General features: G+C 67.0%; 21 protein-coding genes and 8 pseudogenes. 15 read left to right on the top strand and 14 right to left on the bottom strand.

The window, feature by feature from the left end; genetic code table 11:
* Positions 1–395: 395 nt before the first annotated feature.
* From OG379_RS40210 to OG379_RS40195, 4 genes and pseudogenes are all read right to left on the bottom strand, one after another.
* Positions 396–1,237: pseudogene (locus OG379_RS40210) on the bottom strand (IS5 family transposase).
* A gap of 86 nt (positions 1,238–1,323) precedes the next feature.
* Positions 1,324–2,118, bottom strand: coding sequence for an HAD-IB family phosphatase (locus OG379_RS40205; RefSeq protein WP_331735141.1), 795 nt, complete (start codon positions 2,116–2,118; stop codon positions 1,324–1,326).
* Between the two features lie 24 nt (positions 2,119–2,142).
* Positions 2,143–2,538 (bottom strand): undecaprenyl diphosphate synthase family protein, encoded by a 396-nt coding sequence (locus OG379_RS40200; RefSeq protein WP_331735138.1) that lies wholly within the window; start codon positions 2,536–2,538, stop codon positions 2,143–2,145.
* Positions 2,539–2,763: 225 nt separating this feature from the next.
* Positions 2,764–3,291 carry a sugar O-acetyltransferase gene (locus tag OG379_RS40195; RefSeq protein WP_331735135.1) on the bottom strand — a complete coding sequence of 176 codons (528 nt, stop codon included), beginning with the start codon at positions 3,289–3,291 and terminating at the stop codon, positions 2,764–2,766.
* A 115-nt stretch (positions 3,292–3,406) separates the two neighbouring features.
* Between OG379_RS40195 and OG379_RS40190 the strand changes: the two are divergent.
* Positions 3,407–3,833 (top strand): annotated as a pseudogene (locus OG379_RS40190) (LysR family transcriptional regulator); the annotation flags it as partial.
* Between the two features lie 67 nt (positions 3,834–3,900).
* Here OG379_RS40190 and OG379_RS40185 read toward each other — a convergent pair.
* Positions 3,901–4,494: a TetR/AcrR family transcriptional regulator gene (locus OG379_RS40185; protein ID WP_331735133.1), complete on the bottom strand. Its 594-nt coding sequence runs from the start codon at positions 4,492–4,494 to the stop codon at positions 3,901–3,903.
* Positions 4,495–4,602: 108 nt separating this feature from the next.
* Between OG379_RS40185 and OG379_RS40180 the strand changes: the two genes are divergently transcribed.
* Positions 4,603–5,526 (top strand): TIGR03620 family F420-dependent LLM class oxidoreductase, encoded by a 924-nt coding sequence (locus tag OG379_RS40180; protein ID WP_331735130.1) that lies wholly within the window; start codon positions 4,603–4,605, stop codon positions 5,524–5,526.
* 946 nt (positions 5,527–6,472) lie between these two features.
* On the opposite strand, the pseudogene OG379_RS40175 reads toward OG379_RS40180, so the two are convergent.
* Positions 6,473–7,312 (bottom strand): annotated as a pseudogene (locus OG379_RS40175) (helicase associated domain-containing protein); the annotation flags it as partial.
* 2 nt (positions 7,313–7,314) lie between these two features.
* On the opposite strand from OG379_RS40175, the pseudogene OG379_RS40170 reads away from it, so the two are divergent.
* Both OG379_RS40170 and OG379_RS40165 read left to right on the top strand, forming a co-directional pair.
* A pseudogene (locus tag OG379_RS40170) lies at positions 7,315–7,449 on the top strand (transcriptional regulator); the annotation flags it as partial.
* Positions 7,449–7,954, top strand: a pseudogene (locus OG379_RS40165) (cation transporter); the annotation flags it as partial. The pseudogenes OG379_RS40170 and OG379_RS40165, both read left to right, overlap by 1 nt.
* A gap of 405 nt (positions 7,955–8,359) precedes the next feature.
* Here OG379_RS40165 and OG379_RS40160 read toward each other — a convergent pair.
* Positions 8,360–8,598: pseudogene (locus tag OG379_RS40160) on the bottom strand (MerR family transcriptional regulator); the annotation flags it as partial.
* A gap of 92 nt (positions 8,599–8,690) precedes the next feature.
* Here OG379_RS40160 and OG379_RS40155 point away from each other — a divergent pair.
* Positions 8,691–10,223: an alpha/beta fold hydrolase gene (locus OG379_RS40155; RefSeq protein ID WP_331735124.1), complete on the top strand. Its 1,533-nt coding sequence runs from the start codon at positions 8,691–8,693 to the stop codon at positions 10,221–10,223.
* A 112-nt stretch (positions 10,224–10,335) separates the two neighbouring features.
* The gene (locus OG379_RS40150; RefSeq protein WP_405668934.1) at positions 10,336–10,884 is read left to right on the top strand and encodes a hypothetical protein; all 549 of its coding nucleotides are present in this window, start codon (positions 10,336–10,338) and stop codon (positions 10,882–10,884) included.
* Positions 10,885–11,128: 244 nt separating this feature from the next.
* Here OG379_RS40150 and OG379_RS40145 read toward each other — a convergent pair whose 3' ends face one another.
* On the bottom strand, positions 11,129–11,221 hold the full coding sequence (locus OG379_RS40145) for a hypothetical protein (protein ID WP_331735667.1): 93 nt from the start codon (positions 11,219–11,221) through the stop codon (positions 11,129–11,131).
* Between the two features lie 657 nt (positions 11,222–11,878).
* Here OG379_RS40145 and OG379_RS40140 point away from each other — a divergent pair.
* On the top strand, positions 11,879–13,564 hold the full coding sequence (locus tag OG379_RS40140; RefSeq protein WP_331735024.1) for an ISAzo13 family transposase: 1,686 nt from the start codon (positions 11,879–11,881) through the stop codon (positions 13,562–13,564).
* A gap of 73 nt (positions 13,565–13,637) precedes the next feature.
* Here the strand turns inward: OG379_RS40140 and OG379_RS40135 are convergent, their stop codons facing one another.
* Entirely contained in the window at positions 13,638–14,573 is a 936-nt protein-coding gene (locus OG379_RS40135) for a transposase family protein (protein WP_331735117.1), read from the bottom strand.
* A 114-nt stretch (positions 14,574–14,687) separates the two neighbouring features.
* Between OG379_RS40135 and OG379_RS40130 the strand changes: the two genes are divergently transcribed.
* From OG379_RS40130 to OG379_RS40120, 3 genes are all read left to right on the top strand, one after another.
* Positions 14,688–16,373 carry an ISAzo13 family transposase gene (locus tag OG379_RS40130; protein ID WP_331735024.1) on the top strand — a complete coding sequence of 562 codons (1,686 nt, stop codon included), beginning with the start codon at positions 14,688–14,690 and terminating at the stop codon, positions 16,371–16,373.
* Between the two features lie 28 nt (positions 16,374–16,401).
* Positions 16,402–16,827: a hypothetical protein gene (locus OG379_RS40125; RefSeq protein ID WP_331735115.1), complete on the top strand. Its 426-nt coding sequence runs from the start codon at positions 16,402–16,404 to the stop codon at positions 16,825–16,827.
* A gap of 247 nt (positions 16,828–17,074) precedes the next feature.
* Positions 17,075–17,305, top strand: coding sequence for a hypothetical protein (locus OG379_RS40120; protein ID WP_331735113.1), 231 nt, complete (start codon positions 17,075–17,077; stop codon positions 17,303–17,305).
* 120 nt (positions 17,306–17,425) lie between these two features.
* Here OG379_RS40120 and OG379_RS40115 read toward each other — a convergent pair whose 3' ends face one another.
* Entirely contained in the window at positions 17,426–17,854 is a 429-nt protein-coding gene (locus tag OG379_RS40115) for a DUF4240 domain-containing protein (protein ID WP_331735110.1), read from the bottom strand.
* 148 nt (positions 17,855–18,002) lie between these two features.
* On the opposite strand from OG379_RS40115, the gene OG379_RS40110 reads away from it, so the two are divergent.
* The 3 genes from OG379_RS40110 (at position 18,003) to OG379_RS40100 (ending at position 19,845) form a co-directional block, all read left to right on the top strand.
* Entirely contained in the window at positions 18,003–18,167 is a 165-nt protein-coding gene (locus OG379_RS40110; RefSeq protein WP_331735107.1) for a hypothetical protein, read from the top strand.
* Positions 18,168–18,281: 114 nt separating this feature from the next.
* Positions 18,282–19,601: an IS630 family transposase gene (locus tag OG379_RS40105; protein WP_405669066.1), complete on the top strand. Its 1,320-nt coding sequence runs from the start codon at positions 18,282–18,284 to the stop codon at positions 19,599–19,601.
* Between the two features lie 55 nt (positions 19,602–19,656).
* Positions 19,657–19,845, top strand: a complete 189-nt coding sequence (locus OG379_RS40100) for a hypothetical protein (RefSeq protein WP_331735101.1) — start codon at positions 19,657–19,659, stop codon at positions 19,843–19,845.
* A gap of 169 nt (positions 19,846–20,014) precedes the next feature.
* Here OG379_RS40100 and OG379_RS40095 read toward each other — a convergent pair whose 3' ends face one another.
* The 3 genes from OG379_RS40095 to OG379_RS40085 form a co-directional block, all read right to left on the bottom strand.
* Positions 20,015–20,569: a hypothetical protein gene (locus OG379_RS40095; RefSeq protein ID WP_331735099.1), complete on the bottom strand. Its 555-nt coding sequence runs from the start codon at positions 20,567–20,569 to the stop codon at positions 20,015–20,017.
* Positions 20,570–21,018: 449 nt separating this feature from the next.
* Positions 21,019–21,909, bottom strand: a complete 891-nt coding sequence (locus OG379_RS40090) for a MerR family transcriptional regulator (protein ID WP_331735096.1) — start codon at positions 21,907–21,909, stop codon at positions 21,019–21,021.
* Positions 21,910–22,035: 126 nt separating this feature from the next.
* Entirely contained in the window at positions 22,036–22,965 is a 930-nt protein-coding gene (locus OG379_RS40085; protein WP_331735093.1) for a LysR family transcriptional regulator, read from the bottom strand.
* Positions 22,966–23,079: 114 nt separating this feature from the next.
* Between OG379_RS40085 and OG379_RS40080 the strand changes: the two genes are divergently transcribed.
* Positions 23,080–23,607 (top strand): DapH/DapD/GlmU-related protein, encoded by a 528-nt coding sequence (locus OG379_RS40080; protein ID WP_331735092.1) that lies wholly within the window; start codon positions 23,080–23,082, stop codon positions 23,605–23,607.
* Positions 23,608–23,659: 52 nt separating this feature from the next.
* A pseudogene (locus tag OG379_RS40075) lies at positions 23,660–23,800 on the top strand (transposase); the annotation flags it as partial.
* Positions 23,801–23,929: 129 nt separating this feature from the next.
* Here the strand turns inward: OG379_RS40075 and OG379_RS40070 are convergent.
* Positions 23,930–24,673, bottom strand: a pseudogene (locus tag OG379_RS40070) (hypothetical protein); the annotation flags it as partial.

Genomic DNA, 24,673 nt, shown 5'->3' with positions numbered 1-24,673 from the left:
TGTTTCCTGGCAAAGTTGCCTGTGTCGGATTCGGTGAGCAAACCTAGCTTGACCAGGCGTCTCAGCTTGGCTCGGGCGGATAACCTCGCCGTTCTTGGGCAGTAGTTCGTGGCCGAGCCCCTGGCAGACTTCCCTGGCCCGGAGGGAGCCGGTCGCTTCGTTGAACGCAGCGAGGATGCATGGGTAGTCCGGGTGCTCGGGTAGTTCTGGCGGGGAGGCGGGGAGCCGGTCGGCGACATTGGGGACGGTCTTGCGGGTGATCGCGAGGTGCTCAAGGTGTGTCTCGGTCTCCCGTAGCCGGGCCTGCAAGCCGTCGATCTGTGCGCGGAGGTCGTCGGCCAGCGCCCGGGCGGCGTCTCCCTGAAGGTCCGGTGCCTCCAGCGGGGGCTGGATGTTCAGGAGCTCACCGCCTCTTGGCGCCAGGTGAGGGTGTTCGCGCCTGTGAGGCGGCGGATCATGACGTGGGACATCGCCCAGTGGACGCGGGAGGAGGCAAGGACGGGTGGTGCTCGTAGTCGCGGACCAAGCGCCGGTGCAGTATCAGGATTCCGTAGGTCTGCTCGACCCTCCACCGCTTCGGCTGGGGCACGAAGCCCTTGTCGTGCGGGTTGCGTTTGACGATCTCGACGTCGATGCCCAGGCCGGCGCCGTGTACGACGACCTGCTTCTTGAAGCCCTGGTCGACCAGTGCCTTCTCGACGGTTTTGCCGGCGTGCTCGGCGACTTGGTCGAGCAGTGCGATGCCCGCGGCGTTGTCGTGTGTGTTCGCGGCGAGGACGACCACCGCGATAACCAGGCCCAGTACGTCCACGGCCAGTCCGCGCTTACGGCCGGGCACCCGCTTGGCCGGATCGAGGCCGGTCGTGGCGGCAGGGACCCCGGCGGCCGCATGGACACTCTGGGTGTCCAGCACCACCAGGGCCGGGTCCTCTAATCGATGGGCTCGCTCCCGGACCTGCCAGCGCAACTTCGTGGATGACCTGGTCGGTCCCGTCATCCCGCCAGGCCGCGAAGTAGTAGTACGTCGCGCTCTTCTGCGGAAGGTCGTGCGGGGTTAGGCCCACTGGCAGCCGGTCCGTCCCTGGTAGAGGATCGCGTTTACGATCTCCCGCGTGTCGTAGGCGCCCTGATGGCCGCTGACCGAGCGATGCCGGCCCTTCCACGCGGTGATGACCGGCTCGATCAACGACCACTGCTCGTCCCATAAATCGCTCGGGTACGGCTTGCGTTCACTTATCCCGCCACCCCCACAGGCCACGGGAGCGCACCAGCAGATTCCGTATTCGCTCACACCATCAGGCGACCACAGAACAACTCAGAGAGTCACAAACCGCCCTCTGAGCCCAGCGAAGACGCCCCACACTCTCGGCATTTGCACCTGGGGTCATGCTCCTCGTCGTGGTTTCGGAGGTGTGGCGTTCTGAGCGTCGATGTGGTAATGACCTCATCGAGGCTGTGGACGGTGGCCCATGCTCGGTGGGCGTGCTGGGCGGATGTGGTGGTGGTGACCAGGATGCCGCGGCGGGTGGCGTCGAACATGAGCAGGTCGTTGCGGCCGTTGCCGTTGCCGTTGCCGATGGCGATGACGTCACGTGCGTGAAAGGCGTGCCGGGTGGTGAACCGGTGGAGCTGGTCGGCCTTGAGCTGTTCGGTCTCGGCGGTGAAGTCGAGGTCTGTGAGCCAGCCTGTGTCGTCGAAGCAGAGTTGCCCGTTGCCGTAGCCGTCGGCGGCACTCAGGCGTTCGGTCATGATGTCGACGTAGAGCTGGGCGGAGCTGGAGATCAGACAGAGCGGTACGGCGCGCTCTCGCAGGGCCGTCGCGAGGCGGACCGCCTCGTCTTTGATCTCCATGGCGTTGAAGGCCGCCTCGATGTTCGTGCGGTGGGCGCGCCCGGAGCGGCGCAGCAGCTCCAGCAGGGCTTGCCGGCTCTGGCTGTGGCTGAGTTCGCCGGCCTGGTACCGGCGGAAGAGCATCGCGGTCTCGGCGGGTGGCGCGTGCAGCGCCCGGCACAGTTCCACCATGGAGCTGCGTGAGGTGAGGGTGTGGTCGAGGTCGCAGACCACGGCGCGTACTGGGCGCCGCTCGGCCGGCGTTGAGGATGCGGGATAAAGGGGCATGGTTCTCCGGCTGTCGGGGCGCGGTCAGCTGCCCATCCGTCGCTCGCTGCGGTGGTAGGAGTCCACCGCGTGGGTGAAATCGCTCTCGCTGAAGTCGGGCCAGTACGTGTCGGCGATGTGCAGGTGGCTGTAGATGCTCTGCCAGGGCATGAAGCCACACAGGCGGGTCTGGCCGGCGGTGCGGATCATCAGGTCACAGTCGGGCTGTCCCGCCGTGTCGAGGTGCCTTTCAATGTCGCCGGCGCTCACGGGCCCTGCGTTCGTGGTGGCGCGCAGGCCGTCGACGGCGCGCATGAGTTCGTCGCGCCCGCTGTAGCCGACGGCGAAGTTGGCCACCGGTCCTGCCACGTCGGCCGTGGCAGCGACGACCGTCCGCAGGTTCTGGGCCAGTGACGGAGTGAGCAGGTCCAGATTGCCCATCAGATTGTCGGCGCAGGTCGTGGACGAAGGCAATGACGGCCCAGCAGAATCGGCGGCTCTGTTCTGGGATGAGGCGGCCGGGGGCGAAGCAGGGCAGGGCGCCGTCAGGGAGCCAACGTCGCCCGGACGGCCTCGCTTGCCCGTGGCTGGTCTCGTGCTCTCGGCCTCAGTTCGGCAAGGCGTGTCCGTTCGTGCCGCGCACCCGGGCCCGCAGCCCGGCCGGGCTCAGTCAATCGTCTTGATCACCCGGGCGGGCACTCCCGCGACCACGGTGTCGGCAGGAACGTCACGAGTGACCACCGCACCGGCAGCGACCACAGCACCGGCACCGATGGTCACCCCCTGCGTGATCACGGCAGCCGTCCCGATCCATACGTCGTCCTCGATGACGATCGGGGCGAAGGAGAGGTACTCGCGGCGTTCGGCCAGGGTCAGTGGATGGCCTCCGGTGATGAGGCTTACCTTCGGGGCGATCATGACGCCGTTCCCGATACGGATGCCTCCCTTGTCCATGAAGGTGCATCCCTGGTTGACGAAGACGTTCTCCCCGAACGTCGTGTTCAGCCCGTGCTCAGTGAAGAACGGCGGGTAGATCATCACCGACTCCGGCAGCGGGCCGCCGAACACAACAGAAAGTAGTTCCGCGCGACCTTCGCTGTTGCTGAACGGAAGCACGTTCAGCCGAGACGTCGCATCGGTCACCTTCATGATCCGCTCTGCGTGGCGCGCGAACTCAAGTGTCTGGACATACATGACCTGCTCTGTGCGGGTAGAGATGCGCTGATTCCACCACCGCGCAGAACGCTCGATCAAACAACCCCGCACCACTCCAGACACAACCAATGATTGTGAAAGTATGGTGGGAATCGTGGGTGTTGAAGCGCTGCGGACGTTCGTGACCGTCGCCGGGACCAGGCCAGTTCCAGGCCGCGGCCGACGAGCTGGGGGTCAGCCAGCAGGCGGTCTCCAAGCGGATCGCGACCCTGGAGAGGCAGCTTGAGGTCATGCTCTTGGTGCGGACCTCCAGGGGCTCGCGGCTGAGCATGGACGGGCAGGTCTTCCTGCCGCACGCCAGGAAGGTAGTGGCGGCCATAGAACAGGCCGAGCAGGCCGTGCGACCTGGCAGCCGTCCCTTGCGCGTTGATGTCCTCAATCGGCGCATTTTCCCGGCCCAGGCCGTCTATCGGTTTTACCGCTCCCACCCCGAGACGGAGCTGGACGCGGTCACGCCGAGCGCGGAGAATGCCGCCCAGGCCGCCCAGGCGGTGCTCGAAGGGACTGTCGAGGCGTCCTTTTGGTTTCGGTGTATGAGCTGATGTACACAGTCAGGTACAAGCTGACGTGCAGAGGACATCGCTGCGATTACTGGTTCTGAAGTGGTGTCCCGTACGTGGCATCAAGCACCAGAGCGAGCAGCCGGTCGGGCTGTCGCGCGTCGTGGCCGCGGGCTGTGGACAGCGCGATCCCGACGACAAGTTGGACCAGGTCGTCGGCGGTCAGGTCGGCGCGCGCCGTTCCCCCCCGCTGGGCCTGGGCGAGAAGATCGGCTGCGGTGTCCAGGATCAGCCGATGACAGTCGAGCCCCAGCGCGACCGGCTCTTCAACCAGCAACGCGCCCCCCAGCCCTTGGTTGGCCCTGGCGTGGACGAGGAACGCGCGCAGCCATTGCGTCAGCGCGCCGTCGGCGGATTCCGAGGAGGACAGCGTCTCGGCCAGCTCGCACAGCGTCTCGATCTTGTCCCTGAGGACCGCGGTCAGCAGGGCGGAGCGGTTCGGGAAGTGACGGTACAAGGTCCCCGGGCCGACGCCGGCTCGGCGGGCGACCTCGTTGAGGGACGCCTCTGGTCCGGCTTCGGCGAATACTTCCTGCGCCGTGGCGATGAGACGTTCCCGGTTGAGTCGCGCATCGGTACGCCGCGGTCGTCGTGCGGGGACGTGCCCGTGTGCGGTCGTCATCGTCCCGTCTTTCGGTCGAGTTTAGGGCAGTTAGGCGGAGCGCCACTCCGTATAGTAGCGTCAATCAAGCGGAGAACCTCTCCGGAACTTATGGCCTGAGGAGCGCGGATGACGGACAGCGAACGGATCGAGCTGGGACGAGTCGGGATCTGGACCTTCGCTTACGAGAGGCAGCCTGCCGGGCGGGTGCGGGAATCGGCCGCGGAGATTGAGGAGTTGGGTTATGGGGCCATCTGGTACGGGGAGGCGTTCGGCCGCGACACAGTGGGCCAAGCGTGGCTGTTGCTGTCGGCGACACAGCGCATCGTCGTCGCCTCCGGCATCGCCAACATCGCGTTCCGGGACCCGATCGCCACCGCTACCGCGGCACGAGCGCTGGGCGAGGCGTTTCCCGGACGCTACGTCCTCGGCCTGGGCGGACATCGCGTCGACGACACCGTCCACGAACTGGACGGCTACCCCGTACCGGCCCGCGGCAGAGCGGTGACCACTATGCGCGCCTACCTGCAGGCCATGGATGAGGTGCCCGCCCACGGCCCCATAGCGGATCCGGCCCCGCGCCGCGTACTAGCCGCACTCGGTCCGAAGATGCTTCAGCTGGCCGCCGAACACACCTGGGGCGCACACCCCTACTTCGTGTCCACCGAGCACACCGAACAGGCGCGCCAGATCATGGGACCGAACGCCTTCCTCGCCGTGGAGCAGGCAGTGGTGCTCGACACCGACCTGAGCCGCGCCCGCCAGGTGGCCACGGCACACGTCGCCGACTACCTCTCAGCACCGCATCAGGAAGCGAACGTTCGACGACTCGGCTTCAACGACGAGGACATCCTCGGCGGGCCGAGCCGCCGGCTGGTGGATGCCATCGTTGCCTATGGGGAAGCAGAGGCAATCCGCCGACGAGTTCGGGAGCACCTCGACGCAGGAGCTGACCACGTCTGCCTGCAAGTGCTCACCGCCGACACCACCTCTCTGCCCGAGCGCCAGTGGCGGGAACTTGCCGCTGCTCTCCTGCCTCACCACACAGCATGAGTAACGCCCCGTCTCTGCACGTGATCTCGTACTTCGTCCTGCGCATGGGCTTGTACGCAGACAGGCTGGAGATGTCAGGTGGTAAGTGGACGAAACGGGATGACGTTGTCCGGGGTGACGTCCAGGCCGTTGGGAGGCTCGCTCATTTGGGTGAGAACGGCGCTGGCGAGGGCCAGTCGGGTTACCAACTGGCGAAGCTCTTCGAGTGCGGCTCGTTGGTTCGCGATGGTCCTCGTGAGCTTGGTGACGGTCGCCCGTAGCTCCTTCTCCGTCTTTGTGAGCCTTTTCATGCCTCAGATTGAGGCGCGACGGAGACAAGCACGGTGTTCACGATGTCGGTGATCCAGTTGGTGCTCCAGCGCAGCTTTCGCTCGTGATTTGGCAGGAGGGCCCTGATTGCCCGACCAGATACCCTGCAGCCATGGGGGACACAGGGCTGGCTGCGTTAGGGAGCAACGACTCGGTGAGGTCTGAGGGCCCGTCGTGGTGGAGGCAACTGGTGCCGGTGTGGGTGAACTTCATCATCGGCTTACCCGCGATGGTGCCCTTGCACTCGGCATGGTTGCTGCTGACTGAGTACCGCTCTTGCGCGTTCAACAGCGCAGGGTTTCAGAGTCACTGCGGGAGTGTCGACGTCATCGAAGGGGCCGGGTGGGCCAGGGGCGGCGTCGTTATATTCGGCGGGCTTGGTTTGTTGCTCGTCGTCGCAGTTGATGTGCTCTTCCCCGCGGCCTATGGACGTCGGATCCGATTCGTCGTGTCAGCGGGCTGCGGGGTTACGTCGAGTGCGAGCGGTGCGACGACGGCGCCATGCGAGCCGGACCCTCCGGGCAACCCCAGACAACCAGTGCGACGAGGAGCCCAGACGCGACGTTCTCAACGATGTTCATGGTGAAACCCTCCCAACGCCTGTGGGGCCAATGGACAGATCTGAACAGCGAACTCGCTACTCCCCCTCTTGACACCAATAGGCCCTGGGCGACCACACCCAGGGCCCCCCTGCGCTCTTCGCTTGACCGCCCAGCTCAACGACCGACGGCACCCGGTGGAACGCCCACTGCATACCGAGCTTCCGCAGCGGCGTCGAGCTGCTCGGCGTCCAGCCGATCCCGCCTCGACTGGGTGTTGGAGATCCACACGCCGAGTCGTACGGGCACCGACTCTGCCCCACCATCGACCTCGATCTCGACGACCGCGCCGCGCGGGACCGGCCGGTCGCCCTCCCGCTCCACCCACTGCGCCAGGGCAGCCAGACCCAGCTGGAACGCCACCTGAGCCTTGCTGCCCATGTTCTTCTGCCGCTGCAGCCACCGCCCGATGTCATCACCCTCGAACAGCACCCCCGGCTCGATGACCGGCAGGACGCCGTCGGCGTCGACCAGGTCTGCGAGGGCGCGGTAGTGCCGCCGCCGGTCTAGGGCCACGGGCAGTTCCAGTCCTCATCGACCGCGGCCAGCTGCTGCGCGCGCACGGCAGCCCGCTCCGCGTCCTTGCCCAAGCCGCCCTTCCGGCGCAGGTTCGCCATGTGCTGGCCGACCGCCACCATCCCCTCGCTCTCGCCCCACACCGCGTCCTGACGCCGCGCGAGGTGCCACATGGCCCGCCGATAGGACCGGAGCGCGGCGAGCTTGTTCTCCCAGTCTTCCTCGCCCGGCTCCCATCCCATCCCGGCCTCCGGCGCGTCCAGCAACGTCTTGCGCCGCTCCTCCAGCTCCCCGGCCCGCAGCGCCTTCGCTGACGCATCGCCCCAGGGGTCCTTGGTGACGCCGACCTCGACCTCGGCGTCAGCCCGACGGTCGCCGTACCCGCTACGAGCTGGTCGATGAACGCCTCGGTCATGCCCTCGACGACCTGCGCACCGCCGGGGTTGCCGTCGATGCCGACCGCACCTGCCCGGACGCCGATGAGAAGGGCTGCCGCTGATGGCCGCCGACGTATCCCTATCGCTCGGGCCCTCGCCGGCTCGTCGGCATGCGCTGACCCGCCGGATACGGTTCCTCGTGGCCGCGACCATTACTTACAACGTGATCGAGGCGGTCGTCGCCCTCACCGCCGGGAGCCTCGCCTCCTCCACCGCCCTTATTGGCTTCGGCCTCGACTCCGTCATCGGGTCTCCTCCGCCACCGCGGTCGCCTGGCAGTTCTCCGCCCGCGACCACGCCGTACGCCAGGCCCGCGAACAGCACACCCTGCGGATCATCGCCGTCTCCTTCTTCGCGCTCGCCGCGTACGTCACCATCGACGCCGTCCGCGCCCTGGCCGGCACCGGCGAGGCCGAACGCTCCATCCCCGGCGTCGTCATCGCCGCCCTCTCCCTCGCGGTGATGCCGTTCCTCTCTGCCGCCCAGCGCCGAGCCGACCGCGAACTCGGCTCCGCCTCCGCCGTCGCGGACTCCAAGCAGACCCTGCTGTGCACCGGGCTCTTCGTTCCTCCGCTGCTTCTGCACGATGCCGGGATTCCCCTTCGTCCAGCAGCGACGGATGGATCAAGTTGCGGGAGGTGGTGAACTTGTTCTCGGCATTCAGCACGTCCACCTTCCTCGTCCGGCTACCTTCGCTTCCACCACCGGCGCCGCTCGCCGCAGGTTGCTCCTCGAGGTTCCCCGCGGCCCCGTCTCCCGGCTGCGCCTGGCCCGGCATCGACGGCTGCGCGAGCACCGGCCGCTCCGGCGCCGGTATCAACGCCGCGAGCGCCCGCTGAAGGTCTGCGATGTGCTCACCCCGCGCCGCCAGCTGCTCCCGCAGGTGCTGCGCCTCGGCCTGGGCCAGGAGGCGGTCGTAGTCGGCCTCGGCCATGGCCAGCGCGCGTCCCCCAGCACGTCGGCCGCGCGTCAGGCGTCCTGTTCGTCGAGGATCCGGCGCACCTTGGGAAGTGGCAGGTTCAGGCCGCGCAGGGAGCGGATCAGGCGCAGACGCTCTGCGGCGTCGGGGGCGTACCGGCGGTGTCCGCCGGTACTGCGGGACGCTTCCGGCAGCAGTCCGCGGTCCGAATAGAAGCGGATGGCTTGACGCTGACACCGGTGTGTTCGGCCAATTCACCGATGGTGCACAGACCGTCGTGCGACGAGAACACTTGAACCTCCCTCAGGGGGAGTTCCTACGGTACCGGAGGGCGCTGCCGGTGATCGGTCCGGTGCGCGCAGCGTAGTGCGACGAGGAGGAACAATGACCGTATTCGTTCTGGTGGCCGGGGCGTTCACCGGCCCGCATGTGTGGCGGGACACGGCGGCCCGACTGGCCGCGGAGGGTGCCGAGGTACACGCCGTGGCCCTCACCGGGCTCGGCAAACGTCTCGGAGATCCGGGTGAGGCCATCGATCTGGAGACCCATATCGCGGACGTGCTCGCGGTGATCGACTCGGCGGCGTCGGGCCGGCCCGGCCGGGAGATCGTGCTGGTGGGCCATGACTACGCCATCCACCCGGTGCTCGGCGCGGCCGACCGGCGGGCGCGGTCGGTCGCGCGGATCGTGCACCTGGACGCCGGAATGCCGAGAGACGGCGTTCCCGCTCTGGCTGCCGTGCCCGACCCGTCCCTGCGTGAGGAGCTGTCGGAGCGCGCGGCCCGAAAAGAGCAGCCAGCTGTGGCCGGTGAGCTGCCGCCCCCGGCCCGGAACGAGTGGTCACGCTGGGGAAGCACCGCAGGCCTCTCGGATGCGGCGCTCGACGGGCTCACGGCCCTCGCGGCGCCGCAGCCGTTGGGGACGCTGGTCCAGCCGCTGCGGCTCACAGGCGCCGTGACCGCGGTGCCGGTGACCGGGGTGCTGTGCACCGGCAACGGGCCAGGCATCGAGATGCTCCAGATGATGGTGGACGTGGGTGATCCCGCCCTGCGGGCTCTGGCCGATGCCCGGGTGCCCTTCTTCGAACTGCCGACGGGGCACTGGCCCATGCTCTCCTGCCCCGTCGCGCTGGCCGAGGTTCTGATCGATGCCGCCTCCGGCAAGGGTCGAAGGCTGGCCTCCGGCGACGATGCCCGACCGCCCGCCCATCTGCGGCCGTTCCTCCTTGACGTACCCGAACGGCCGCGCGAGCGGACCGGGAACACCGACCTGTACCTGCCGGACGGCCCGGGGCCGCATCCGGCCGTGGTGTTCGTGCACGGTGGCCCGGTGCCCGCTGGAGCACGGCCCACGCCCCGGGACTGGCCGACCCTCAAGGGATACGCACGTCACGTCGCCGGGCTGGGAGTCGTGGGTGTGACGCTGGACCACCGCCTGCACGCCGTGACCGACTACGGGATTGCCGCCGCAGACCTGGCCGACGCGGTGGACCGGGTGCGCGCCGATCCGCGGGTGGATGAGGGCCGGGTCGCCCTGTGGTTCTTCTCCGGCGGGGGCCCGCTCACCGCGGACTGGCTGGCGGCGCCTCCGGCCTGGCTGCGGTGCGTGGCGGCGAACTACCCCATCCTGGCGCCGCTGCCTGGTTGGGGAATGGCCGACACCCGATTCCACCCGGTCCGGGCGCTCGCCCACGCCGGCGACCTGCCGGTGGTACTGGTCCGGGCGGGGCGAGAGAGTGCCGAGATCGCCGCTACGGTCGAGGAATTCCTCACCGAGGCCAGGCGTTGCGGGGCGAACGTCGAGATCGTCGACGTACCGGACGGGCGTCACGGGTTCGAGACGCTCGACCCGACCGACGAAGCGCGCGAGGCTGTGCACCGCGCGGTGGGCTCGGTGCTGGCCCGCCTCACCGCCTAGGGTACTAACGGCCTTGGGGGATTTTCAGGGTCCCTCTGATTCTCTGAGGCACATGGGGATCGGGGCACTCATCACCCGGACGCGACGGCTGGCGGCACACGAGGGGCGGTGGATGTCGAGCCTCGGGCTGTGGGTGGCTCGGCGCTCGCACGGGGTCGGGGAAGCGGACATCGCTGTCGGGTACGCGCATGCTCAGGCGCCGACAGCGTATGGGCTGGTCTTCGTGTTCGTGGTCGAGACGGTCGGGGTGTCCTTCATGCTCGCCGCGTATCCGGTCGCCCACCTGGTCATGCTGCTTCTCGATGTCTACACGGTGTTTTTGGTCTTGGGGCTGCATGCCGCCGCCGTCACCCGGCCGCACGTCGTAGGGCCGGGTGCTCTGCGGGTACGGCGTGGTGCAGGGCTCGATCTGCGGATACCCGTGGAACGGATCGCGTCCGTCCGATACGACCTGCGCTTCCCGGACGCGAACACGTCCGAGGACGGTGTGCTGGACGTGGCCATCGCCTCGCAGACCTCGATCACTATCAAGCTGACCCGACCAGTCACCACCGTGGGCCTGTTGGGGCAGCCCACGGAGGTTCATACGGTCCGCTGCCACGCCGATGAACCGCAGACTGCCGTCGCGGCGATCAAGAAGCTGCTGCCGTCAGATAGCTGACAGGGCTGGCCGCGATGCCCGCAGGCTGCTGATCACCACCGACCAGAGAAAGATGCCCGCAATGTGGAGTCCGGCCAGGTAGATGGTCGCGGTTTTCTCGTAGCGGGTGGCGATGCCTCGCCACGGTTTCAAGCGGTTGGTTGGGTAGGCCGCGCGGAGAGGTGCCTGCAATGTGCAGGCCCTTTCCGCACGGCCCTCAACGAACCCGCCGTACGCCTTTCCCCGTAACGGGCTCTCCAGCGACCTATTTCGTGACGCGACTGGTTGGCTTTCCTGAGTGGATCGTGTCATGGCAACGGGTGCAGACAACCAGAGTCTTGCGGCGTTTCTTCACCATGGCCTGACGCCATTCAGCAGGCGGCTCTTCCCTATCGAGGTCGGCGAGTTTGGGATGTGGTGCACTCGCACTTCTTCCGACGTCCCTCATAGCTCGCACTTCCCCTTCAAGAGCCGGGCAGTCAGCTCTCTTCTGGGAAGGTAGTGGGCCACTTGACGGTCCGCGAGGACCGCTGCCTTCTGTCGCGGCAGTGAGATTTCGCCGAATCGTGCGATCAAGGGCTTCCTGCCTGCGCTGCGGGGGACGCTGGCTTTGAAGCATGTGCGGAGCCCTTTTGGTGTCTCGATCTTGGCCTTGTAACGGGCCGCCATTTTGGACACCGTCGAGCGATGCTTCGTTGCCAGTGTCTTGAGCGACGAGGCCATGGCCCAACGCAGCCGATGCAATCGGCAAACGTTGCCGTCAAGAGGTAGTACTGGACGATGCCCCGATATTCGGCCCTGTAGACGTTGACAGGCGCATCACCTGGCCGGTCAGCCGGAGTGGGCACATCTGCTTACCCCGGCCCGACCGACGTTGCTGTTCTGGACCCATGTGCGCCCGTACGGCACGACCGATCAAGAAGACACGCCATCACAAACCACACATGCCCAAGCCTACTAAGGGCTCGCAGAGAATCAATGTGTTGCTTCCAGTGGTTCGGCTCGTTGGTGTGGTATGCGCATATCTGGCGAGGTCCGTGATCAACTCGGCCTGAAGTTCGCGGTATTGTTCCCACACTTGGACGAGCGGCAGCGCCGTCTACTGATGGGGGCCGAGGCCAGGATCCTGGGCCACGGCGGGATCCGGGCGGTCGCGCAGGCGGCCCAAGTCAGCGAGACCACAGTCCGCAAGGGCGTGGACGAGCTGGAGGCCGGGGCGGAACCCCTGCGCCGGGTCCGCCGCCCAGGTGGCGGGCGCAAGCGGGCGGCCGAGGTGGATCCAGAACTGCGTCCCGCGCTGTTGGCGCTGGTCGAACCCGACATGCGCGGGGATCCGATGTCGCCGCTGCGCTGGACGACGAAGTCCACCCGCAGACTCGCCGACGAGCTCACCAGGCAGGGCCACCGTGTCTCGGCGGATACCGTCGCCGACCTTCTGCGGGAGGAGGGATTCAGCCTCCAGGCCAACGCCAAGACCCTCGAAGGTGCCCAGCATCCCGACCGGGATGCCCAGTTCCACTACATCAACGACCAGGCCAAGGAACACATGGGCTCCGGCGACCCGGTGATCAGCGTGGACACCAAGAAGAAGGAACTGGTCGGCCTCTACAAGAACGGGGGCCGTGAGTGGGAGCCGAAGGGAGCTCCGGCCCAGGTCAAGACCCATGACTTCCTGGACCGGCAGGGACCCGGCAAGGCGATCCCATACGGGATCTACGACATCACCGCGAACACCGGCTGGGTCAGCGTCGGCACCGACCACGACACGGCAGCCTTCGCCGTTGCCTCGATCCGCCGCTGGTGGCAATCCCGTGGCAGTCACGACTACCCACGGGCCGCCCGGCTGCTGATCACCGCGGACGCAGGCGGCTCCAACGGATACCGCACCCGCGCCTGGAAGACCGAACTTGCCACCCTGGCCGCCGAGACGGGCCTGGAGATCACGGTCTGCCACACGCCTCCGGGCACCTCGAAGTGGAACAAGATCGAGCACCGGCTGTTCTCCCACATCTCCATGAACTGGCGCGGCAGGCCCCTAACCAGCCACGACGTCATCGTGAACAGCATCAAGGCAACCACTACCCACACCGGGCTGAGAGTCCACGCGGAACTCGACCCGGGCACCTACGACACCGGTATCAAGGTCACCGACACAGACATCGACGCACTACCCATGCACCGCCACCGCTTCCACGGCGACTGGAACTACACCCTCCATCCACAACACGACAACACGGCCGGTGCGGCCGAGGCCCCGCGGTCAGCCGGGGGCCTGCCGCCCCAGTCCCGAGCCGGCGGTCTGCGCAACCCGGAACTGACCGGCATGACCGAAACGGCACTGGACGAGCTCGTCGACCAGCTGTCTCAGGAACTCGATGAGCTCCGTGAACGCGGGCGGTCACAGCAGCGAGGAGGAGACCGTATCCGGGCTCGCGGAGCCGGCGCCAAGGACAAGCTGACCACCGCCGACCGAGTCCTGGCCACCGTTCTCTACCTGCGCAAACTCGGAACACGAGACCTGATCGCCCAGCTCCTCGGCGTCAACGGCAGCACCATCACCAGGGCCGTCCACCAAATCCAGCCCCTCCTCGCCGACCACGGCTGCGCCGTTCGACCCTCAACAGCCAGGTTCCGCACACCCGCCGACGTCACCGCGTTCCTCACGAACAGCAACCCCACAGAGATCAAGTCAGCATGTTGATTCTCTGCGAGCCCTAACGAGCTCGTGCACGGTTAGCGGTGGGACGTCGAAGGCCAGGGCGGGATCTCGGTGCTTACATCTGCCGAGCCAGGATCCAGTCTGCGGTCTGCTGCTGGGACAGTAGGCCGGCGATGGCTTGGACGGTGTCGTCCATGTGTTCGCGGCGGCCGAGATGGCGTGCCAGTGCTCGCCAGTTCTTCAGGTGGGCGATGCCGTGCTCGACCCGGATGCGGCGTGAGGAGTGAGCTTTGCGCTGGCGCTTGTGCATCTCCTCGTACCAGTCCGGGGCGTTCTTCTTGAACTTGCGGTGCGGCGGCGTCACGACGCGTCCGCCGGTCTGTGCTCCGAGTCCTTGGTAGCCGGCATCGGCGAGGATCTCGACCGCTGGACTGTCGGCCAGGAGCTTGACCAGCCCTAACTCGCGGGCGTGGGTGATGTCCGCGCAGCTTCCGGGTCTGGTCGGGCTGCAGAACAGCAGTCGCCCGTCCCCGTCGGTGAACACCATGGCCTTCACGGCGTTCTGCTTGTTCTTGCCGGAGATGAACTTGTCCCAGTCCTTGCGGCCGACGGCCGGGCGGCGGACCCGGATCTCGGTGCCGTCGATGATGCCCGTCTTCCCGGCCTGGCCGAGGTGCTCCACGACCTCGGCCAGGGAACGCAGCCGTACGCCGGGGCTGACGGTGCACCCTCGCTCGGCGAGCAGGGGCCGCACCTCACCGACAGCCCGGGTGACGGTCGAGCGGTCCACACCGAACCAGCAGGCCAGCACGTCATGAGTAACCCCATGGCGAAGGTGCACGAGCGTGGCCAGGAGCCGGTCGACGACAACCATCTGGTGCTTCGCACCAGCGCCCACGGCACGCTTCCGCTGCCTGGACGCAAGCCTGGCCTGGTGGCGCTCATGCCACAACGGGCCGACGTCGGCCACGAGTTCAGCAATCACAGGGGTCGAGAGACCCGTGATCCTCCGGTCGCTGATGATCGCTCTGCGAGTCGCGTTCCCCACCACACAACCATGATCGCTGAACCAGAGCCGACGTCCCACCGCTAACCGTGCACGAGCTCGTTAGGGCTCGCAGAGAATCAATGTGTTGCTTCCAGTGGTTCGGCTCGTTGGTGTGGTATGCGCATATCTGGCGAGGTCCGTGATCAACTCGGCCTGAAGTTCGCGGTATTGTTCCCACACTTGGACGAGCGGCAGCGCCGTCTACTGATGGGGGCCGAGGCCAGGATCCTGGGCCACGGCGGGATCCGGGCGGTCGCGCAGGCGGCCCAAGTCAGCGAGACCACAGTCCGCAAGGGCGTGGACGAGCTGGAGGCCGGGGCGGAACCCCTGCGCCGGGTCCGCCGCCCAGGTGGCGGGCGCAAGCGGGCGGCCGAGGTGGATCCAGAACTGCGTCCCGCGCTGTTGGCGCTGGTCGAACCCGACATGCGCGGGGATCCGATGTCGCCGCTGCGCTGGACGACGAAGTCCACCCGCAGACTCGCCGACGAGCTCACCAGGCAGGGCCACCGTGTCTCGGCGGATACCGTCGCCGACCTTCTGCGGGAGGAGGGATTCAGCCTCCAGGCCAACGCCAAGACCCTCGAAGGTGCCCAGCATCCCGACCGGGATGCCCAGTTCCACTACATCAACGACCAGGCCAAGGAACACATGGGCTCCGGCGACCCGGTGATCAGCGTGGACACCAAGAAGAAGGAACTGGTCGGCCTCTACAAGAACGGGGGCCGTGAGTGGGAGCCGAAGGGAGCTCCGGCCCAGGTCAAGACCCATGACTTCCTGGACCGGCAGGGACCCGGCAAGGCGATCCCATACGGGATCTACGACATCACCGCGAACACCGGCTGGGTCAGCGTCGGCACCGACCACGACACGGCAGCCTTCGCCGTTGCCTCGATCCGCCGCTGGTGGCAATCCCGTGGCAGTCACGACTACCCACGGGCCGCCCGGCTGCTGATCACCGCGGACGCAGGCGGCTCCAACGGATACCGCACCCGCGCCTGGAAGACCGAACTTGCCACCCTGGCCGCCGAGACGGGCCTGGAGATCACGGTCTGCCACACGCCTCCGGGCACCTCGAAGTGGAACAAGATCGAGCACCGGCTGTTCTCCCACATCTCCATGAACTGGCGCGGCAGGCCCCTAACCAGCCACGACGTCATCGTGAACAGCATCAAGGCAACCACTACCCACACCGGGCTGAGAGTCCACGCGGAACTCGACCCGGGCACCTACGACACCGGTATCAAGGTCACCGACACAGACATCGACGCACTACCCATGCACCGCCACCGCTTCCACGGCGACTGGAACTACACCCTCCATCCACAACACGACAACACGGCCGGTGCGGCCGAGGCCCCGCGGTCAGCCGGGGGCCTGCCGCCCCAGTCCCGAGCCGGCGGTCTGCGCAACCCGGAACTGACCGGCATGACCGAAACGGCACTGGACGAGCTCGTCGACCAGCTGTCTCAGGAACTCGATGAGCTCCGTGAACGCGGGCGGTCACAGCAGCGAGGAGGAGACCGTATCCGGGCTCGCGGAGCCGGCGCCAAGGACAAGCTGACCACCGCCGACCGAGTCCTGGCCACCGTTCTCTACCTGCGCAAACTCGGAACACGAGACCTGATCGCCCAGCTCCTCGGCGTCAACGGCAGCACCATCACCAGGGCCGTCCACCAAATCCAGCCCCTCCTCGCCGACCACGGCTGCGCCGTTCGACCCTCAACAGCCAGGTTCCGCACACCCGCCGACGTCACCGCGTTCCTCACGAACAGCAACCCCACAGAGATCAAGTCAGCATGTTGATTCTCTGCGAGCCCTTAGGCTCCAATCCATGCGCACTGTGTTCGTGTTCCCCGCAGTTGAGCGACCTGAGACCATCGCCTCACTTGATCGACACCTGAACCAGCAGCGCCATCCGTGGACTCTGGACGGCAACCTCTACATCGACATCGACGACAAGCAGACCGGCTGCCTCTTCTCCGACTGGGACCCCGACGACGTGACGGTGCTCGAGGCGGCCGTCGAATACCACCCCACCTGGGCAGTGCAGATCGACATCTCCGGCCGGATCGACGCCACCGCAGAGGTTCACCAGATGATCGCGCTGCTACTCGAACGCGGAGGGGTGGCGATCGATGACTACTCCGCCCACCCCTGGACCCTGCAGGAAATCCAGTCCGGAACAGTCATTGACGGTCTGCGCTTCTTCGAATTCCGCGCCTACTACGAGCTCAATCGCGAGACCGGCCTCTCCTGACTCGACGAGCGCTCCAGTGTCGAACCGGTAGTTCGGAGAAGGCCCGCTGTGCGGCAGCTGCAACACCTACGAAGGAAAGAGCACCGCGCTTCCTGCAGAACAAGGAGGGGGCCGCTCTGCACCTGCTGGAATGCCGCGGCTGTCTGCAGCGACGCACCTTGCCCGCCCGGTACCACACCGCCCTTGCCCGGACGCACGTGGAGGCGCGACGGAGCGACACAGCATCCGCACCCGCCGGTGCGCGCACGTGCCGTGGATCGAGGACGTGGAGCTCGCCTGTGGCGCGTACCGCTTCGAACTGTCCTGCTGGTGGCACACCAGAACATGGACGAAGGACGTCACGGTCGCTGAAACAGCCATGCTCGTGGACGAGATCGTCGACCAGGCGCTGGCCGCCGCGGAGTCCAGCGCCGTCGTGCTGGCCCCCGGCCAGCCGCCACCCGACACAACGCTCCAGGCGCGACGTCGCCCCCGGTAGGCGAGCGGGCCCCGGACCACATCGGTCCGGGGCCCGCGGGCTGTTTCACGAGAGCCTGGCACACGTACCGTGAGGACGGTCAACGGCGCTGGAGTTCGCACCAGCTGCAGGCGGTGCTGTTCAATCAGCCCAGCCCTCGGTGTTCGAGCAGGATTCATAGGAGTAGCGAGTGCCGCGATTCCATTCCTCCCCGGTGATGCGTTCGTATGCTCGGTCCGGTGTGTAGAGCAGAGGCTCGGCCCAGATGAGGTCGATGACGTAAGGAGTGAAGGCCGCGGGGTCCTGGAGGACGCTGTCGAATGCGGTGCGGCCGGCGGCGACGACTGCGGCACGGGTGTAGAGGAAGGCGTCACCAGACAGGTCGTATCCGTACTCCTTGCGGTCCAGTCGGTAGAGCGCCCAAGACAGCTGCTCGGCAAAGTCGATGACCACCGACAACGGGGACTGGGCGAGCCGCTCGGTCAGCGTGGCTGCAAGGATTTCTGCGTCCGGGCCGGGTCCTGTGGGCCTGCAGTCCTCGATGAGCTGCCAGAAGACGTCTTCGTTCATGCGGGTGAGCATGCCGCAGGGGTCTGACAGCCCCAGCTGTCTGCATTCGCCCGACGGATTCCCAGTGGCGGGGTGGGCCAACGCGGAGGTGCTGGCGGCGCCTCGGTCGCAGATAGTCGCTGTCGTAGGCCTCACCCGCACAGGAGCCTTGCCGACTGCCCCTGTCGTCCCGGCCGGAGTCGAGGAACGCATCGACTGCCGGCGCCGACGCAAGACGGGCCTGCCAGACCTGAATGACTTCGTACAGCGCCCCGACTTCCTGGACCTGCAGGAGATCCGGAGCGCCACACGATGGGTGCCAGCCTTCGAATAGGAGTGGGCGCTGCCCTCGAGCAGTCACGCAGTACGTTCTCCCTAGTGTGATGCGCCAGAAATCCTGAGGGTTAGTAAGTACCCTGTTGTCATGTCGCATTCGGGGCCTTCTGCTGTGGCGATCACGTTGTCCGAGGCCGAGCGTGCCGAGTTGTTGCGCCGGACAGAGATGCCGCACCGGCGCCCGGCTGAGAAGGCCCGCATCATCCTGGCGTGCGCTGAGGGAATGTCAAACGCCGGTGTCGCACGGCTCGTGGGTGTCCAGGCCAAGACGGTCGGCAAGTGGCGTCGGGCTTTCGCGGCGGAGCGAATGGCCGGGCTTGAGGACGCCGGGTGGATTGGCCGGCCGAAGGCCGACCTGATCCTCGACGAGACTGAGCGCAGGCAGCTGCAGCAGTGGGCGCGGCGGGCCAAGACCGCTCAGTTCCTCGCGTTGCGTGCCAGGATCGTGCTGCGCTGCGCGGAGGGCGGGACGAATCAGCAGGCTGCGGCCGACCTCGGCATCGACAGGTCGACCGTGGACCGCTGGCGGGCCCGGTTCATCGCGAAGCGCCTCGATGGTCTGGATGACGAGCCGCGCTCGGGTCGGCCGCCCTCGATCCTCCTCGACCAGGTCGAGGAGGTCGTCGTGGCCACCCTGGAGTCGGTCCCGGGCCAGGATACGCACTGGTCGCGGGCCTCGATGGCCCAGCACACCGGCCTGTCGAAGTCGACGGTCGGGCGCATCTGGAAACGGTTCGACCTCAAGCCCCACCTGCAGGACTCCTTCAAGCTGTCCACCGATCCGCAGTTCGTCGCCAAGGTCGTCGACGTCGTCGGCCTGTACCACCACCCGCCCGAGAAGGCGGTCGTGCTCTGCGTGGACGAGAAGAGCCAGATTCAGGCGCTGGACCGGTCCCAGCCGGTGCTGCCGATGATGCCGGGTATGCCCGAACGCCGCACCCACGACTATCTGAGGCACGGCATCACCAGCCTGTTCGCCGCCTTCAACATCGCCGACGGCACCGTCATATCAGCACTGCACCGCCGCCACCGGGCGATCGAGTTCAAGAAGTTCCTAATCCGGATCGACAAGGCGGTGCCCGCCGGACTCGACGTGCACCTCGTCTGCGACAACTACGCCACCCACAACACCGCCGACATCAGGACGTGGCTCGGCAAACACCCCCGTTTCCACGTCCATTTCACCCCCACCGGCTCCTCGTGGATGAACCAGGTGGAGCGGTGGTTCGGCCTGCTGACCGACAAACTCATCCGCCGCGGCGTCCACCGGTCCGTGAAAGCCCTGGAGGACGACATCACTGCGTGGATCGCCACCTGGAACGAGAACCCGCGGCCCTTCACCTGGACCAAGACAGCCGACGAGATCCTCAACTCTCTCGCCGACTACCTCACCAAGGTCGGAACTACCAACCAGAAAACAGAGCAGAACTAACCCTCAGGATTTCTGGCGCATCTCACTAGTGCTCTGACCGGGAAGGTTCGCCGGGTTGGCGGATCATCACCTCACCGCAGCCGGCCCCGGCCACCCGTGGGCCGGCGTCCGGTTCACCGCGTCGTGGAACAGCCGCACCCCCCTGGAGCCGGCCCTGGTCGCACCCGTGGTCGTAGCGGAGATCAGCGCCGACGTGTCACAGGACCACGGCGACCCGCTGCGCTACCAACGGCTTCGGGCATGACCTCATGCCCCTTGAGGTGTCGCTGTACGGCGGTGGCGGCTAGGCATGTGGCCTCGCGGATCACGCGCCGCCTAAATGCGCTGAGCGCGCCCGAGGCCCGCACCGTCCCCGGTGCGGGTCTTGGGCGTACTCGGACGGGTTGCTCTGTGCCTGAGCCGGCAGCGCTGGCCTAGATGAGAGGCGTGATGGTCAGGTTCGAGATGCCGGGGCCGAGTTGGGTCAGCCCTTGGGGGCTCTGGCACGCGAGGAGGGCGTCGACGTTGGCGTAGGTGGACACGCGTTTGTAGTTCAGTCCGGTGAAGGGACCCGAGACGACGGATCCGATGCTGGTCACGACGAGTGCTGACTGGACCTGGGTGGTGGTGACGTCGACCTGTGCCTGAGAGATCTGGCCGGTGTTCCACTCGACGGACTGCTGCCGGTTGGGTGTGGTTCCCAGCAGGGTGGCGCAGGAACGGGTGAGGGAGGTGACGGTCGTGGAGTCTTCGGCGGAGGTGATGCTTCCTCCACCGAGGATGACGCATGCCAGGTAGTCCTGGCTCGAGGTGGCGGTGACCGTTGTCGGCTGTGGGGTGATCGCCGGTGAGTAGGTGACCGAGGACGTGCCGGTGCAGTTGACCGCGGCGAGGGAAGCCTGCGTAGCGGCGGCACCCTGTGCTGGCCCCACGGCGGTGAATGTCGCCAGGGCGGTGAAAGCTGCTATCACGAGGCGGCTGAGTCTCACGTTCACTCCTGAGCTGAGAATGGCGCCCTCCCCGCGTTGACGAAGAGGGAAGGGGCGCTGGCAGCAGCTGTGAGCGGCCCGCTTGATGCCAAGAGCCCCTGTCGAAGAAGTGAGCATCTCGCGCCACCAGTTCACCGGGCCATAGCCCTATCGAGGGGTGTGAACCCATGGTGCTGGTGCGCGCCCCCGACGTGCCATGCACACGGGGGGCGAATTCAGCGCGCAAACGTCCGCCCCTCGCAGCTCCCGAGCTAGCTATGACAGATGGCTGCGCCACCGGCCCAGTGCCTGTTTCTGAACCCCGTGTCAGCGGCCAGTTCGGAATCCCCACGTACGGCCAGTTGTGATGTCACTCGTGGTTACGGCCTGGGCTCGACGTCTGACCCGATCGGTCACATGCGGATGAACGCGACCGGTTGTCGGGCCACGTCAGTGCCAGGCACAGGCGATCAGCTGTCCGCGGAGTGGGCGTCGGCAAGGGCCTCGCCGAAGAGCCGTCCGGCGAGTTCCACGCAGCGCATCCGGGCAGCAGAGAAGTCATAAGGCATCTTGGTGATCGCTGCGGCGGCACTCATCTCTGTGCCCTCCTCCCCTTTCAGGTCGGCGTCGTAGATCTCGAAGATCTTCTCCTCGGCCGCGTCGAGACCAGCTGCCTCGATGGCCTGGTTCAGGGCCATTTGGTGAGCGCATCGCTGTACAGCGAGCTCTTCGACGCGCGGGTCGTCGGGTTCGACGCCGTCGTCGAGGGCGGCCTCGGCTGCCTCTAGACGGTCCTCCTCGGCCCGCAGGTCGGGGTTGGTGGCCAGCGCGATGAGCGCGCTGGCCTGGATAGCGGCGCCCAGCGGTCCGAAGATCCGTTCCGTGACCAGCAGGGCGTCCAGATCGGAGGGGCGCAACGCTCCCGGAGGCAGGTGGCTGAGCCGGTCCGTGACCAGTTCGGAGAGCAGCCCCAGCGGGCTGCCCACCGCCTGCAGGCGCTGGACAGCCGTGCGCCGACGTTTGATGGCGGCCTCCTGCGCCGCCAAGGTTTCCTCCAGCCTGCTCAGGACCGACTCGATATCCGGGGCTTGGTCCAGGGATTCGTCTCCAGCTTCGTCCCGGGCTTCGCCGAAGGCGGCCCGCATGTCGTCCAGGCTGATACCGGCATCAGCCATCTTGCGGATCCACAGCAGGCGGGTCATGTCGTCATAGCCGTAGCGGCGGCGGCCGTCCCCGCCGCGCTCGGGCTCCGGCAGCAGACCGATCTCGTGGTAGTGGCGGATGGCGCGTGGGGTGATCCCGGCGAACGCAGCGGCATCACCGATCTTGACCTGCCGGGGAGGCGTGAGGGAGGGGTACATCGTAGAAAGAGCCTTTCGTGCTGTGGTGCCCCGACCCCACCACATGCCGCTACGGCATGTGCACCAACCCATCCAGGTGCCACCGGGGCCAGGCCCTAGGGCGTGTCCGCTAATTCGGCGTTCTGGTCATCGGTCTACCCAGTCCGGTGCCCACATGCCGTGCGGGGTGCGCGGACCTGTGGTGCGCAGATGGTCGCGTAGTGCGGTCAGCACGGGGTGTTGGTCTCCGCTGCGGAACAGCAGCACGTGCGGGTAGAACGGGGTCGGGTCGTGCAACGGGATGCGCCGTAGGTCGTGATTCTGGGGCCACAGGTACCGGTCCCCGCTGCCGACGAGGGTGGCCAGCGAGGCCGAGTCGGCCAGCGCGTCCATCAGGGCCTCGTCACCGAAGTTGGGGCCGAGCGCGTCGATGCTCAGGCCGAACGCCTCGGACAGCGCCTGGTAGAACGCCGCCCACTCCGTGCCCGGCCTGATTCCGGGGATCCAGATGCGGTGGCCGGCCAGGTCCGCAGGACTGACCCAGGGCGCCCCGGCCAGTGGGTGGCTGGGGCCAACCAGGAGCTCCAGGGGTGCGTCCAGGAGTCGTTCCGCGCTGATTCCGGCCGGGACCTGGTCTGTCGGCAGGGCACGGAAGGACGCGTCGACGGTCCCTTCGAGCACCGCTTGGGCGGCCTGGGCGGCGTTCTCCATGCTCAGCGTGACCACGTCCAGGTCCGTTTCGGGGTGGAAGCGGTAGAACCGGTAGACGGCCTGGGCGGGAGCGATGCGCCGATGGAGAACATCCACGCGCAAGGGTCGGCTGCCTGGGCGCACAGCCTGCCCGGCCTCCTCGATGGCCGCCAGGACCTTCTTGGCGTGCGACAGGAAGACCTGCCCGTCCACACTCAGCCGGGAGCCTCGGGAGCTCCGCACCAGGAGCGTGACCTCGATATGCCTCTCCAGGGCCGCGATCCGCTTGGAGACCGCCTGCTGGCTGATTCCCAGCTCATCGGCCGCAGCCTGGAACTGGCCCGTATCGGCGACGGTAACGAACGTCCGCAGCGCTTCAACATCCACGCTCCCACCCTACTTTCACAACCATGGGTTGTGTCTGGTGTAGTGGAGGGTTGTTTGATCAGGTGTTCTGTGTGGTGGTGGGATCAGCGCATGTCTACTCGCACAGAGCAGGTTATGTATGTCCAGACGTCTGAGTTCGCGCGTCATGCGGAGCGAATCGTGGAGGTGACCGATGCGACGTCTCGGCTGAATGTGCTTCCGTTCAGCGACAGTGAAGGTCGCGCGGAACTATTTTCTGTTGTATTCGGTGGCCCGCTGCCGGAGACGGTGACGATCTATCCGCCGTTCTTTACCGAGTGCGGGCTGAACACGACGTTCGGGGAGAACGTCTTCGTCAACCAGGGATGCACCTTCATGGACAAGGGGGACATCCGTATCGGCAACGGCGTCATGATCGCCCCGAAGGTGAGCCTCATCACCGGAGGCCATCCACTGCCCCTGGCCGAGCGCCGCGAGTACCTCTCCTTCGCCCCGATCGTCATCGAGGACGACGTCTGGATCGGGACGGCTGCCGTGATCACGCAGGGGGTGACCATCGGTGCCGGTGCGGTGGTCGCTGCCGGCGCGGTGGTCACTCGTGATGTTCCTGCCGGCACCGTGGCCGCGGGAGTGCCCGCCCGGGTGATCAAGAAGATCGACTGAGCCCGGACGGGTTGCTGGACCGGGTATGCAGCACCTCTGCGGTCTGGTTCTGATGCCTCGTCATGCCCGGCTGACCGACCGGCAGTGGGACCGCATTCGACCTCTGCTGCCTTCCAGTGCCGGTCGCCGTGGCAGGCCGTGGGCCGATCACCGCCGTATCGTGGAGGCAGTCGTCTACCGGTACCGCACCGGCGGCGGTGCAGTGCTGATATGACGGTGCCGTCGGCGATGTTGAAGGCGGCGAACAGGCTGGTGATGCCCCCGCTGCCCGTCCTCGTGCGCACCGCGAAGCTCCGCTGGCGCATCGAGCACGACTACCGCGTGTCAGCCCGCCGCGGGAACGGCCGATCGCGTGCCCGGCGGGCTCTCGGTGGGCGTCAAGGCCCTGCCCTATGGCTGCGGCTCGGCACTTCTCGGGGCGGCGGGTATTGGTGGCGTGCTGGTGGGCCCGCATGATGGTGGAATCCACCGCCACCCGCCAGTCGATCAGCCCAGCGTCGTCCGCGCAGGCCAGTAGGACGCCGAGCACGCGGTCCCAGACGCAGCGTTGGAGGTACTTGCCCTCCGGGGTCGCGAGGTCGTCCGGGCACAGGCTGGTCTTCCGCAGCCCTTTGACGAACGTCTCCGGCTCGGGCAGCCCGAGGTGATCGAAGGCAGCCGCGGGACGGTAGTCCTTCGGCTTGGGATGGGAGTTGTCGATCATCCTGGTGCCGTCCTCGACGAACCGGCCGATATACGTATCCGCCTCGTCGGCCGGGAGGACGAATGACAGGAGACCGGTGTCGTAGCGCTCCCCGACCTTGTAACCCGCCCGACGGTCCGATGCCGTGTCCGGGATGCGAATACCCATCTGGTCGCTCATCCAGGCAGGTGTGGCTCCGTCTTCCCAGCAGCAGGTCATCTCCTTGTCCATCAAGTCCGAGGAGACCTTCTCCGTGACGCAGGAAACAACACCGATCGTGGCAGCGGCGCAAGCGAGAAGCACCGACAGCACGACGACCGCGACAGGCGTGCGACGGCGGCGTACGGGCGGCTCACCGGCAGCGGTCTTGCTGAAGCTGTTCAT

The organism is Streptomyces sp. NBC_01166 (genome assembly GCF_045039765.1).
In the GTDB taxonomy this organism is placed as follows: Bacteria; Actinomycetota; Actinomycetes; order Streptomycetales; family Streptomycetaceae; genus Streptomyces.
The sequence above is the reverse complement of the archived record's forward strand: the minus strand, read 5'-3'. Positions and strand labels throughout refer to the sequence as shown.

What these genes read in the sequence shown, in the direction of transcription:
- OG379_RS40205 (WP_331735141.1), bottom strand. Translation starts at nt 2,118, where the DNA reads ATGCCCCTTTATCCCGCATCCTCAACGCCGGCCGAGCGGCGCCCAGTA.
- OG379_RS40200 (WP_331735138.1), bottom strand. Translation starts at nt 2,538, where the DNA reads ATGGGCAATCTGGACCTGCTCACTCCGTCACTGGCCCAGAACCTGCGG.
- OG379_RS40195 (WP_331735135.1), bottom strand. Translation starts at nt 3,291, where the DNA reads ATGTATGTCCAGACACTTGAGTTCGCGCGCCACGCAGAGCGGATCATG.
- OG379_RS40185 (WP_331735133.1), bottom strand. Translation starts at nt 4,494, where the DNA reads ATGACGACCGCACACGGGCACGTCCCCGCACGACGACCGCGGCGTACC.
- OG379_RS40180 (WP_331735130.1), top strand. Translation starts at nt 4,603, where the DNA reads ATGACGGACAGCGAACGGATCGAGCTGGGACGAGTCGGGATCTGGACC.
- OG379_RS40155 (WP_331735124.1), top strand. Translation starts at nt 8,691, where the DNA reads ATGACCGTATTCGTTCTGGTGGCCGGGGCGTTCACCGGCCCGCATGTG.
- OG379_RS40150 (WP_405668934.1), top strand. Translation starts at nt 10,336, where the DNA reads ATGTCGAGCCTCGGGCTGTGGGTGGCTCGGCGCTCGCACGGGGTCGGG.
- OG379_RS40145 (WP_331735667.1), bottom strand. Translation starts at nt 11,221, where the DNA reads ATGGTGAAGAAACGCCGCAAGACTCTGGTTGTCTGCACCCGTTGCCAT.
- OG379_RS40140 (WP_331735024.1), top strand. Translation starts at nt 11,879, where the DNA reads ATGCGCATATCTGGCGAGGTCCGTGATCAACTCGGCCTGAAGTTCGCG.
- OG379_RS40130 (WP_331735024.1), top strand. Translation starts at nt 14,688, where the DNA reads ATGCGCATATCTGGCGAGGTCCGTGATCAACTCGGCCTGAAGTTCGCG.
- OG379_RS40125 (WP_331735115.1), top strand. Translation starts at nt 16,402, where the DNA reads ATGCGCACTGTGTTCGTGTTCCCCGCAGTTGAGCGACCTGAGACCATC.
- OG379_RS40115 (WP_331735110.1), bottom strand. Translation starts at nt 17,854, where the DNA reads ATGAACGAAGACGTCTTCTGGCAGCTCATCGAGGACTGCAGGCCCACA.
- OG379_RS40090 (WP_331735096.1), bottom strand. Translation starts at nt 21,909, where the DNA reads ATGTACCCCTCCCTCACGCCTCCCCGGCAGGTCAAGATCGGTGATGCC.
- OG379_RS40080 (WP_331735092.1), top strand. Translation starts at nt 23,080, where the DNA reads ATGTATGTCCAGACGTCTGAGTTCGCGCGTCATGCGGAGCGAATCGTG.